The organism is Streptomyces sp. NPDC051214, assembly GCF_040682375.1.
Classification (GTDB): Bacteria; Actinomycetota; Actinomycetes; order Streptomycetales; family Streptomycetaceae; genus Streptomyces.
Genome location: NZ_JBFBAT010000006.1, coordinates 292,421 through 304,278, shown reverse-complemented (window position 1 = coordinate 304,278; position 11,858 = coordinate 292,421). Strand labels below are relative to the sequence as shown.

The window sequence follows — 11,858 nt, the reverse complement described above, 5'->3', positions numbered from 1 at the left end:
AAGGGCAGATTCCGGTCGTGCGGGAACCAGTCCGCGGCCCCGGGCGATCTGCCCGGATCATCCCCCTACCCTCGGGTAATCCCGTCTGGCAGGCTTCGGCCATGACCTCCCGTGCAGCAGACCGGGCCCGCTACGACCGGGCCACCGCACACCTCGACGCCCCCGTCGCGATCGTCGACCTGGAGGCATTCGACGCCAATGCCGACGACCTCGTGCGCCGGGCCGGCGGCAAGCCGATCCGGGTCGCGAGCAAGTCCGTGCGCTGCCGGGCGCTGCTCGAACGCGTCCTGGCCCGCGACGGCTTCGCGGGGATCATGTCCTTCACGCTCGCCGAGTCGCTGTGGCTCGCGCGGTCCGGCTTCGACGACATCCTGCTCGCCTATCCGACGGCCGACCGCGCCGCCTTCGCCGAGCTCGCCGCCGACCCGAAGCTCGCGTCGTCGGTGACCGTGATGATCGACGACCCCGCGCAGCTGCGGCTCATCGACGAGGCCAGGGACGGCGGACGCGAAGAGGTGCGGGTCTGCCTGGAGTTGGACACCGCGTACAAGATCCTCGGCGGGCGGGTGCGGATCGGTGCGCTGCGCTCGCCGCTGCACTCCCCCGCCCAAGTCGCCGCCCTTGCCCGCGCCGTGGTGCGTCGGCCGGGCTTCAGGCTCGTGGGCGTGATGGCGTACGAGGGACATGTGGCGGGGGTCGGTGACGCGATCGCCGGCCGTCCCGCGCGCTCGCGGGCGATCCGGCTGATGCAGGCCGCCGCCCGCAAGGAGCTCGCGGCGCGCCGGGCCGAGACCATCCGCGCGGTGCGGGCGGTCGCGCCGGACCTGGAGTTCGTCAACGGCGGCGGCACGGGCAGCGTGCAGCACACCGCGGCCGAGCGGGCGGTGACCGAGATCGCGGCGGGGTCGGGCCTCTACGTGCCGCGGCTCTTCGACAACTACACGTCGTTCAGCGGACGTCCGGCCGCGCTCTTCGCCCAGCCCGTCGTGCGCCGTCCCGGCGTGGGCACCGTGACCGTGCTCGGCGGCGGCTACCCCGCGTCGGGTGCGGCGGGCGCCGACCGCTCCCCGGTCCCGTACCTCCCGGAGGGCCTGCGCTACGACCCGCAGGAAGGCGCGGGCGAGGTGCAGACCCCGCTGCTCGGCGCGCCCGCCGACGATCTGCTGATCGGCGACAAGGTGTGGTTCCGGCACGCCAAGGCCGGGGAGATGTGCGAGCGGTTCGACGCACTGCATCTGGTCGAGGGCGACCGCGTGACGGCGACCGTCCCGACGTACCGCGGAGAAGGGCACACGTTCCTGTAGTCGAAGGGGCCGTCAGGGCGTCGCGCCCACGCTGTTGCCCACGCCGCCGCTCGTCCCCGGGTCACCGACCGCCCGGATCCCCCTCGTGATCTCGTCCATGTCGGAGAGGGGCGGCGCCTCGGTCCCGGCGTCGATGGCGAAGCGGACGAGCACCATCGCCTCGGATCCGACACTGGAGGGGAAGGCGAGCGACTGGACGTATCCGCCGGAGCCCTTCTCCGTGTGGACGCGCCAGCGCACGAGGTAGCCGGAGCGGCCCGCGACCGCCACGGTCCCCTCCTTGACCTTCTCGTGCCGGACGATCCCGCCGAACGGCTCCATGCCGACCTTGTCCTCGTCGTACGCCCGGTCGGCCGCGTCCTCGACGTCCCTCAGCGCGAGCACCTTGGGCGAGCGTTCGTCGGTCGCCGTCGACGTGCGCGAGTACACCGTGCCGTGGCGGCAGAGGCTGCCCTCGCCGGGGCAGTCGTAGACGTCCGGGGTGCGGACGGTGGGGTCGCCGCCGACCGTGCTGTCGGCCTTCTCCCAGCCGTCGGGGACGGGGATCGTGATGCCGTTGAGCTGGTCGACGAGGGTGGAGGGGTCGGGGTCGGGCGCCGATGTGGTCGGCGAGGGCGAGGTCGGCGACGGCGAATCCACCGGCTCCGACGCGCCCGGCACGGGCCCCTCGACCTCTGGCTCGCCTCCGTCGTCCTGGCCCAGGAGCACCACGCCGGTGACGATCGACGCGACGAGGACGACGCCGGCGGTGGCAAGAGCCACCACCTTGCCCCGGCCACCTCCACCGGCACCCACCGGCTGCACCGGCTGAGGCGGGCCGAACCCCGGCTGCGCCTGGCCCATGTGGGGCGTCTCGGGCGCACGCCGGTGCTCGGTCCACGCCGACCCGTCCCACCAGCGCTCGACGTGCTGCGTCGGTGGCGCCGACGGGTCGGGGTACCAGCCGGGAGGGGGCGACATGCTCATCCCGGCACTCTAGGACGTGCCGTGAAGATCAGAACACCGCGTCCACCTGATCGGGCACCACCGAGCCGTCCTCGCGCAGGACCGGGCCCTTGCCTCCGGCAGGCACGTTGTACGCGGCCGTCGAGCACGGGTAGAGGCCGGGCTTCTGCTTCAAGGGCTCGATGAACATGGGGTTCACGACCCAGCGGCCGTCGGCGTTGTCGTACGCACGGCACATGACCTCGTCCTTGTTGCGGTTCAGGACGAGGTGGGCGCCCGTGGCGTCACCGACGAACGTCACGTCCGTGTCGGCGTCACCGCCGCCCAGCGCGATGCGGTGGGACGGGTCCTGCTTGTCCCAGGCCGACGTGCCCTTGACGCCGAAGATCTCCTGGTTGATCCAGCAGCGCTTGCCGTCGATGTAGGGGATGGCCTCGCCCTTGTTCACCGGCACGTCGCCGCAGCCCTGGTTCCAGGTGGTGATGCGGCCCTTGCGGTCCAGGACGGAGCGGATCGCGATGGTGTGCTCGCGGTCGATGCCGACGCTCTTCGACCAGACCTCCGTGACCGGCTCCGAGCCCGCCGAGACGATGTAGACGTCGAACCCGGCCCGCTTGAGCGTGCGGATGAGGTCACGCTGCTGGTCGTAGTAGCGGGCGTAGCCGGGGATCTCGTGTGTGCCGACGGTCTGGGTGGCGCCCACGGGGGCGGCGAGCACCTGCTTGCGGGCCTTCGCGGCGTACGACGTGAGTTCGGGCACGGTGTGTCCGGCGAAGAGCTGGGGCACCCAGGCGTACTGCGGGACGGTGTGCCGGTGGTCCCACTCGCCCGCGAAGGCGGCGCCGCCGCTCATCGTCTTCCCGTCCTCGCGGACCTCGAAGATCTCGTCCGCGCAGTCGGTGTCGGTCGAGGTGGGCAGCGGCTTGCCGACCGGCACCTTGGTGCCGCAGGCCTTGGTGAGCGCCTTGTCGGCCTCGTCCGTCATCCACTTGCTGGTGGACTTCCAGGAGGCGGGACGCAGGATCTTGTCGTGGCGCAGGGACCAGGCGATCGTCGCGTCGGTGATGTCGTTCTTGACGACGGTGTTGTCCCAGTCGAAGGCGGCGACGGGACGCTTCTCGTCGTGACCCCGGTGGGAGCCGCAGCGTCCGCGCTCGTCGATCATCTGCTGGAGCCGGTCGCGGTTGTCGCCGAACCAGGTCAGCTTCTTGGACAGCTGCGGGCAATGGGCCTTCGCGGCAGGGGAGTTCGCGGGCGTGGCGGCGGCCGCGGGGAGCGACGCGGGCACGGCGGCCAGAGTGGCGGCCGTGGCCAGCGTCAACGCCAGGGCATGTCGTCTGTTGCGCATGCGCATGGACCGTACATCAATCTCCCGGGCCAGGTCAGGCCCCGTGCACCGTGTCCTTCTGGTCGGGGATGACGGACCCGTCGGCGCGGCGTACGGGGCCTGCCTCGCCGTTGCGTTCGGTGTAACCGGTGCTCGCGCACGGGTACGGCTTCGCGAGCCTGCCCTTGGGCTCGATGAACATGGGGTTCACCAGCCAGCGGCCGTCGCCGTTGTCATAGGCGCGGCACATCAGCTCGTTCTTGTTGCGGTTCAACACGAGGCGCAGGGCCGTGGCGTCGCGCAGGAAGGAGATGTCGGTGTCGGAGTCCCCGGCCGCGAACACCTGGCGCCTGGAGGCCGGTTGGACCTTCTCGGCGGCCGCGCCCCGGACGCCGTAGATCTCCTGGTTGATCCAGCAGCGCTTGCCGTCGATGTACGTGATCATCGAGTCGTCGCCGTCCTTGACGGTGCCGCACCCCTTCAGACGGGCCGTCAGCTTCCCGTGCGCGGTGACGTTGCGGATGCCGATGGTGTGCCGGGCGTCGACGCCGACGCTCTCGGCCCACACCTCGGCGACCGGTTCGGGTGAAGCGGAGACCACGTAGACGTCGAACCCGGCCTTCTTGAGCGTACGGATCAGGTCGCGCTGCTGGTCGTAGTAGCGGGCCCAGCCGGTGAACTTGCCCGTGCCGACGCGCTGTTCGGTGCCGATGGGCGCGGCGAGGTTCTCTTTGCGGGCCTCGGCGGCGAACCCCTTGACCTGCCGGGTGGTCCAGCCGCGGGTGAGCTGGGCGAGCCAGGCGTACTGGGGTTCCATGCGCCGGTGGTCGAAGCCGGCGAAGGCCGCGTCGCCGCCGGTGGTGGTGCCCTCGCTGTAGACGGAGGCGATCTCGTCGGCGCAGTCCGTGTCGCGGCCGGTGGGGAGGGTGGTCCGCGTGGCCGGGCAGGCCTTGGCGAGGGCCTTGGCCGCCGGGTCGGTGAGATAGCGGCTGGTGGTGTGCCAGTCGGCGCCCGGTGGCGTACGTATCTTGCTGTGGCGCAGGAGCCAGAACATGGTGGCGTCGCCGACGTCGTTCTTGATGACCGTGTTGTCCCAGTCGAAGGTGGCGACGGGCTTGGCGGAGCCTCGGCCGTGGCGCTCGCCGCAGGTCCCGTATGTGTCGATCACCTTCTGGAGGCGCGCTCTGTTCGCGCCGTACCAGCCCTTGGAGACGGTGAGCGAGGGGCAGTCCTTCGGCTCGGACCGCACCGGCTGGGTGGCCTGGGTGGCTTCCGCGGTGGCCTGGACGGTCACGAGACCGGCTCCGGCGACGACGATCACTGCTGCTGCCGCGGCGGCGCGGCGCTTGAAGTTCACGAACACACTCCCGTGTCTACGCAGGTCAGCCGGGCGTCGTGCGACGCCCGGCTGACGGGGTGGTTGCTGGAGGATGAACTGACTACATGGGCGTGACGTACGCCCCGGCGATGCCGCCGTCCACGAGGAAGTCGGTGGCGTTCACGAAGGAGGAGTCGTCGCTGGCGAGGAACGCCACCGCCGCGGCGAGCTCGTCGGCCTCGGCGAAGCGGCCCACGGGGATGTGGACGAGGCGGCGCGCGGCCCGCTCGGGGTCCTTGGCGAAGAGCTCCTGGAGGAGCGGGGTGTTGACCGGCCCCGGGCAGAGCGCGTTGACGCGGATGCCCTCGCGGGCGAACTGCACGCCGAGCTCGCGGGACATGGCCAGGACGCCGCCCTTGGAAGCCGTGTACGAGATCTGCGACGTCGCCGCGCCCATCTTCGCCACGAAGGAGGCGGTGTTGATGATCGAGCCCTTGCCCTGGCGCCGCATGTAGGGGATGGCGGCCTTGCAGCACAGGTAGACGGAGGTGAGGTTGACCTCCTGGACGCGCTTCCAGGCCTCCAGGCCCGTGTCCAGGATGGAGTCGTCGTCGGGCGGCGAGATGCCCGCGTTGTTGAAGGCGATGTCGACCGAGCCATAGGTGTCGTACGCGGTCTTGAAGAGCGCCTCGACCTGCTCGGCGTCGGTCACGTCGACCTGGACGAAGGTCCCGCCGACCTCGTCGGCGGCGGCCTTGCCCGCGGTCTCGTCGATGTCACCGCAGACGACGTGCGCGCCCTCGGACGCGAGACGGCGGGCGGTGGCGAGGCCGATGCCGCTGCCGGCGCCGGTGATGACGGCGGTGCGGCCCACCAGGCGGCGGCAAACGTTCTGTTCGGTCATGGGTGCTCAGGCCTCCGTGCTTTCCGGGCTGGTGCTTTCCGTACTGATGAAGACGTTCTTGGTTTCCGTGAAGGCGGCGAGCGCGTCCGGGCCGAGCTCACGGCCGAACCCGGACTGCTTGTAACCCCCGAACGGGGTCCAATAGCGCACGCTGGAGTGCGAGTTGACGGACAGGTTCCCGGCCTGGACGGCTCCCGAGACCCGCAGGGCACGGCCCACGTCCCGGGTCCAGATGGACCCGGAGAGGCCGTACTCGGTGGCGTTGGCGAGGCGGATCGCGTCGGCCTCGTCGTCGAAGGGCAGGACGACGGCGACCGGGCCGAAGACCTCCTCCGTCGCCACCGGCGAGGTGGGGGCGGCGTCGGTGACGAGCGTCGGCGGGAACCAGAAGCCGGGGCCTTCGGGGGCCGTGCCGTGGATTCCGGTGCCGGCGGCGACGTACGAGCGGACGCGCTCCAGCTGGGACCTGGAGATCAGCGGGCCCATCTGGGTCTTCTCGTCGGACGGGTCACCGACGACGATCGACTCGATAGCGGGCCGCACGATCTCCAGGAAGCGGTCGTAGACCGAGCGCTGGACGAGGATGCGGGTGCGGGCGCAGCAGTCCTGGCCGGAGTTGTCCAGGTACGACATGGGGGTGGCGAGGGCGGCGGCCTCCACGTCCGCGTCGGCGAAGACGATGTTCGGGCTCTTGCCGCCGAGTTCGAGCGTCACGCGCTTCACGCGGTCGGCGCACTTGGCCATGATCTGCTTGCCGACACCCGTGGAGCCGGTGAACACGATCTTGGCGACACCGGGGTGTTCGACCAGGGCGTTCCCCGCGACGCCGCCGACACCGGGCAGCACCTGGAAGAGGCCCTCGGGGAGCCCTGCCTCCAGGGCGAGTTCGGCGAGGCGCAGCGCGGTGAGCGGGGTCGTCTCGGCGGGCTTCAGGATGACCGCGTTGCCGGCCGCGAGCGCCGGGGCGGTGCCCCAGGCCGCGATCGGCATGGGGAAGTTCCAGGGCGCGATGACGCCGACGACCCCGAGGGGTTCGAGGATGGTGACGTTCAGGCCGCCGGGCACCGGGATCTGACGGCCATTCAGCCGCTCTACTCCCCCGGCCGCGAAGTCCAGGAGATCGCGGACGTTGCCCGCCTCCCAGCGCGCGTTGCCGATGAGGTGACCGGCTTCGCGGACCTCCAACTGGGCGAGTTCTTCCAGGTGTTCGTCGACGGTCACCGCGAAGCGGCGCAGCAGGCGGGCGCGGTCGGCGGGGGCCGTGGCGGCCCACTTGACCTGTGCGGATGTCGCACGCGCGACGGCGGCGTCGACGTCCTGCGCGGTGGCAGCGGGAACGGTCGCGACCAGTTCTTCCGTCGCCGGGTTCAGTACCTCGAGCAAGGGTGCCTCACATGCGTTCGAAGGAGCGGCGGAGCTCCCAGTCGGTCACCGCGGAGTCGAAGGCGTCCAGCTCGACCCGGGCCATGTTGCTGTAGTGCGCGACCACCTCGTCGCCGAAGGCTGCCTTGGCGATGGCGCTGTTCTCCCAGAGTTCGGCGGCCTCGCGCAGGGTGGTGGGGACGTGCGCGTAGTCACCGGTGTAGGCGTTGCCCGTGCACTCCTCGGGCAGTTCGAGCTTCTGCTCTATGCCGTGCAGACCGGCGGCCACGAGTCCGGCGACCGCGAGGTGCGGGTTGACGTCACCGCCCGGCAGGCGGTTCTCGAAGCGCATCGAGCGGCCGTGGCCGACGACGCGCAGGGCGCACGTGCGGTTGTCGTACCCCCAGGCGGCGGCGGTCGGCGCGAAGGAGCCGGGCCGGAACCGCTTGTAGGAGTTGATGTTGGGCGCGTAGAGCAGGGAGAACTCCCGGAGCGCCGCGAGCTGCCCGGCCAGGAAGTGCCGCATGACGGGCGACATGCCACCGGGGTCGTCCGGGGAGCCGGCCATGGCGTTGGCGCCGTCCGCGTCGGCGAGCGAGAGGTGGATGTGACAGGAGTTGCCCTCGGCCTCGTTGTACTTGGCCATGAAGGTGAGCGAGACACCCTCCTGGGACGCGATCTCCTTGGCGCCGGTCTTGTAGATGGCGTGCTGGTCGCAGGTGACCAGGGCGTCGTCGTAGCGGAACACGATCTCGTGCTGGCCCGGGTTGCACTCGCCCTTGGCCGACTCGACGACGAGCCCGGCGGCCGCCATCTCGTTGCGGATGCGGCGCAGGAGCGGCTCGATGCGGCCCGTGCCGAGCACCGAGTAGTCGATGTTGTACTGGTTGGCCGGGGTCAGGGCCTTGTAGCCCGCGTCCCAGGCCTGCTCGTAGGTGTCCTTGAAGACGATGAACTCGAGCTCCGTGCCGACGTTGGCGGTGTAGCCGAGCTCGGCGAGCCGGTCGAGCTGGCGGCGCAGGATCTGGCGGGGCGCGGCCACGACGGGCGATGAGTCGTTCCAGGCGAGGTCCGCGATCAGCATCGCGGTGCCCTCGTTCCAGGGGACGCGGCGCAGGGTGCTCAGGTCGGGGCGCATGGCGAAGTCGCCGTATCCGCGGTCCCAGGAGGACATCGCGTAGCCCCCGACGGTGTTCATCTCCGCGTCGACGGCCAGGAGGTAGTTGCAGCCCTCCGTGCCGTGCTCGAGGACGTCGTCGAGGAAGAATGGGGCGGCGAACCGCTTGCCCTGGAGCCGCCCTTGCATATCGGGGAAGGCCAGGACGACAGTGTCGATCTCGCCGCTCGCGACGAGAGCACGCAGCTCCTCGATCCCTAGCGGTGGTGTGCGGTCTGCCACGGGAAAAGCCTCCTTGGGTCAGCCGAGAGCCATAAGGTATTGCCGAGAACCATTAATTGGGAAGGGGGTACGGCCAGATGTCGCACACGGATGCCGACGTCGCCGGTGAGGCGGGTCCGGATGGCTCCGCCGCGACCGCCGACGACCGGCTCACGCCGGTCCTTCGCCCCGTACGGGCGGGCAACGGCTTCGAGGAGGCCCTGGAACAGATCCTCCAGGTCGTACGCCTCGGCCTGGTGCCCGGCGGCGAACGCCTGCCGTCCGAGCGGGAGCTGGCCGAACGCCTCGGCATCAGCAGGGTCACGCTGCGCGAGGTCCTCAAGGTGCTCCAGGACCAGGGCCTGGTCGAGTCGCGCCGGGGCAGGTACGGGGGCACGTTCGTGCGCCCGCGCCCCGAGGCGGCCGGCGAGGACGAGCTGCGGCGGCGCGTCGCGGATGTCGACGTCGAGGACGCGCTGCGGTTCCGCGAGGTGCTCGAGGTCGGCGCGGCCGGGCTCTGCGCGGCGCACGGCCTGAGCGGGGAGCAGCGGGAGCGGCTGCGCGCGGCGCTCGTACAGACGCACGAGGCGCCCCTGTCCGAGTACCGCCGCCTGGACACGCTGCTGCATCTGACGCTCGCCGAGCTGTGCGGATCCCCCTCGCTCACCGCCCAGTACGCGGCGGTCCGCGCGACCGTCAACGACCTTCTGGACTGCATCCCGCTCCTGGTCCGCAATCTGGAGCATTCGCAGCGACAGCACACCGCTCTGGTGGAGGCCGTGCTCGACGGGGACGCGGACGGGGCGCGGGAGATGATGCGCGAGCACTGCGCCGGTACGGCCGCGCTGCTGCGGGGCTTTCTGACATAAAGGGCGCGATGAGGGGCGGGGAGAGGCGCGATTAACGGCGACGTAACGCAGGGGTCTTGATTTCTCGCGGGTCGCACGGCAAAGGTATGCATCCGTTCCATTGAGTCACCCCGCCGCAGTGCCGCCGCCGCGCAGTCACATAGGAGCCGTGCCATGACCATGGAGTCCCCCAAGTCGAGTGCCGCCGAACCGGCGGACGACTATCTGGAGCGCAGAGCGCTGCGCCGGGGCAGCGCGGGCTGGCTGCTGCTCACCGGCCTCGGTGTCGCGTACGTGGTGTCCGGCGACTACTCAGGCTGGAACTTCGGCCTGGCGGAGGGCGGATTCGGCGGCCTCGGGATCGCCATGGCGCTGATGGGCGTCATGTACGCGTGCATGGTGTTCTCGCTGGCGGAACTGTCGTCGGTCCTGCCGACGGCGGGCGGCGGCTACGGCTTCGCCCGCCGCGCGCTCGGCCCGCTGGGGGGCTTCCTCACCGGCACGGCGATCCTCATCGAGTACATCCTGGCGCCCGCCGCGATCTCCATCTTCATCGGCGACTACGTCGAGTCGCTCGGCCTCTTCGGGCTCACCTCCGGCTGGCCGGTGTATCTGGCCTGCTTCGTGATCTTCATCGGCATCCATCTGTGGGGTGTCGGCGAGGCGCTGCGGTTCAGCTTCGTCGTCACGGGCATCGCGGTGGCGGCGCTGCTCGTCTTCGCGGTCGGCGCGTTCATGGACTTCGACGCGTCGAAGCTGAACGACATCCCGGTGGAGGCCGATGCGTTCGGCTCCAACTCCTGGCTGCCGATGGGGTTGTTGGGCATCTGGGCGGCGTTCCCGTTCGGCATGTGGTTCTTCCTGGGCGTCGAAGGCGTCCCCTTGGCGGCAGAGGAGACGAAGGACCCGGCCCGCACCCTGCCCCGCGCGATCCGCTGGTCCATGGCCATCCTCATCGTGCTCGCGCTCCTCACGTTCTTCGCGTCGGCGGGGGCGCGCGGCGCGAACGCGATCCAGGAGGCGGGCAATCCGCTGGTGGAGGCGTTGCAGCCGGGAGGTGAGGCGACGGCGCTGAGCAGGATCGTGAACTACGCGGGCCTCGCGGGCCTGGTGGCGTCCTTCTTCTCCCTGATCTACGCGGGCTCGCGCCAGCTGTTCGCCCTGTCCAGGGCGGGCTACCTGCCGCGCTTCCTCTCCCTCACGAGCAGCCGCAAGGCTCCCTACCTGGGCCTCCTGGTCCCCGGGGCGATCGGCTTCAGCCTGGCCGCGGCGACCGGGGACGGCGCGCGGATGCTGAACGTGGCGGTGTTCGGGGCGACCATCTCGTACGCCCTGATGTCGCTCTCGCACATCGTGCTGCGCCGCAGGGAGCCGAACCTGGAGCGGCCGTACCGCACGCCGGGCGGCATGCTGACGTCGTCGGTGGCGCTGGTCCTCGCCTGCTCGGCGCTGGTCGCGACGTTCCTGGTGGACGTGACGGCGGCGCTGATCGCGCTCGCGGTGTACGTGGTGGCGATCGCGTACTTCGGCCTCTACAGCCGCAAGCATCTTGTGGCGCGGGCGCCCGAGGAGGAGTTCGCGGCGCTGGCGGCCGCGGAGGCGGAACTGGAACGCGACTGAGCATGTCGCGGCTGAGTGTGAGGAGACGAGGGTGAGCACGACGACCACAGGCCGACCGCTGATCGGTGTCAGCACCTACCTGGAGTCGACAGTGCGCTGGGGCGTATGGGAGCTGCCCGCGGCGCTGCTCCCGGCCGGCTATCCGGGTCTGGTGCAGGCGGCGGGCGGACTCACCGCCATGCTTCCGCCGGATGATCCTTCGTACGCCGATGCTGTCGTCGCCAGGCTGGACGGCGTGGTCATCGCGGGTGGCCCCGATGTCGACCCGTCCTGTTACGGCTCGGAGCGTGAGGAGCGCACAGGCCCCCCGGCACCCGAGCGGGACGCGTGGGAACTGGCGCTGATCGGGGCGGCGTTGACGTCCGGGACGCCGCTGCTCGGCATTTGCCGGGGGATGCAGCTGCTCAATGTAGCGCGCGGCGGGACGCTGGTGCAGCACATGGAGGGGCATGCGCAGACGGTGGGCGTCTTCGGCACGCACGAGGTGAAGCCGGTGCCGGGTTCGCTCTACGAGTCCATCGTCCCCGCCGCCGCGGAGGTCCCGGCCTATCACCACCAGGCGGTGGACCGCGTCGGCCGGGGGCTCGTGGTGTCGGCGTACGCGGCGGACGGCACCCCCGAGGCACTGGAACTCCCCACGGCCGCGGGGTGGGCCCTGGGGGTCCAGTGGCACCCGGAAATGGGGGACGACCTGCGGGTGATGTCAGCGCTGGTTCGCGCGGCGAGGGCGTTCGGCGGGCCGGGGGGCACGGGCTGACGCCGGGCGCCCTCGCACCCGGGGGGGGTGGCCCTCTGGCCGGGGGCATGCCTGCACGCAGCGGCCCTCGCACCGCCGGGTTTCCCCGCGGCAGG

10 protein-coding genes are annotated in these 11,858 nt (G+C 71.0%); 4 read left to right on the top strand and 6 right to left on the bottom strand.

The features are described 5' to 3' along the window. Window positions 1–101 precede the first annotated feature (101 nt). Entirely contained in the window at window positions 102–1,304 is a 1,203-nt protein-coding gene (locus AB0M70_RS17975) for an amino acid deaminase/aldolase (protein ID WP_365820930.1), read from the top strand. Window positions 1,305–1,316: 12 nt separating this feature from the next. Here AB0M70_RS17975 and AB0M70_RS17970 read toward each other — a convergent pair whose 3' ends face one another. The 6 genes from AB0M70_RS17970 to AB0M70_RS17945 all read right to left on the bottom strand — a co-directional run bounded on the left by AB0M70_RS17970 (window position 1,317) and on the right by AB0M70_RS17945 (window position 8,559). After that, entirely contained in the window at window positions 1,317–2,270 is a 954-nt protein-coding gene (locus AB0M70_RS17970) for a DUF2510 domain-containing protein (protein ID WP_365820929.1), read from the bottom strand. 28 nt (window positions 2,271–2,298) lie between these two features. Further along, the gene (locus AB0M70_RS17965; RefSeq protein ID WP_365820928.1) at window positions 2,299–3,597 is read right to left on the bottom strand and encodes a haloacid dehalogenase-like hydrolase; all 1,299 of its coding nucleotides are present in this window, start codon (window positions 3,595–3,597) and stop codon (window positions 2,299–2,301) included. 34 nt (window positions 3,598–3,631) lie between these two features. Beyond that, the gene (locus AB0M70_RS17960; protein ID WP_365820927.1) at window positions 3,632–4,933 is read right to left on the bottom strand and encodes a haloacid dehalogenase-like hydrolase; all 1,302 of its coding nucleotides are present in this window, start codon (window positions 4,931–4,933) and stop codon (window positions 3,632–3,634) included. Window positions 4,934–5,015: 82 nt separating this feature from the next. Beyond that, on the bottom strand, window positions 5,016–5,798 hold the full coding sequence (locus tag AB0M70_RS17955) for a 3-oxoacyl-ACP reductase (RefSeq protein ID WP_365820926.1): 783 nt from the start codon (window positions 5,796–5,798) through the stop codon (window positions 5,016–5,018). Between the two features lie 6 nt (window positions 5,799–5,804). After that, a complete protein-coding gene (locus AB0M70_RS17950; RefSeq protein WP_365820925.1) occupies window positions 5,805–7,181 on the bottom strand; it encodes an aldehyde dehydrogenase family protein in 1,377 nt (458 codons plus the stop codon). A 7-nt stretch (window positions 7,182–7,188) separates the two neighbouring features. Further along, a complete protein-coding gene (locus tag AB0M70_RS17945; protein ID WP_365820924.1) occupies window positions 7,189–8,559 on the bottom strand; it encodes a glutamine synthetase family protein in 1,371 nt (456 codons plus the stop codon). Window positions 8,560–8,636: 77 nt separating this feature from the next. On the opposite strand from AB0M70_RS17945, the gene AB0M70_RS17940 reads away from it, so the two are divergent. The 3 genes from AB0M70_RS17940 (at window position 8,637) to AB0M70_RS17930 (ending at window position 11,763) form a co-directional block, all read left to right on the top strand. Next, the gene (locus AB0M70_RS17940; protein WP_365820923.1) at window positions 8,637–9,407 is read left to right on the top strand and encodes an FCD domain-containing protein; all 771 of its coding nucleotides are present in this window, start codon (window positions 8,637–8,639) and stop codon (window positions 9,405–9,407) included. Between the two features lie 153 nt (window positions 9,408–9,560). Continuing rightward, window positions 9,561–11,006, top strand: coding sequence for an ethanolamine permease (gene eat, locus AB0M70_RS17935; RefSeq protein WP_365820922.1), 1,446 nt, complete (start codon window positions 9,561–9,563; stop codon window positions 11,004–11,006). Between the two features lie 31 nt (window positions 11,007–11,037). Beyond that, a complete protein-coding gene (locus tag AB0M70_RS17930; protein ID WP_365820921.1) occupies window positions 11,038–11,763 on the top strand; it encodes a gamma-glutamyl-gamma-aminobutyrate hydrolase family protein in 726 nt (241 codons plus the stop codon). The last annotated feature ends 95 nt before the right edge of the window (window positions 11,764–11,858 follow it).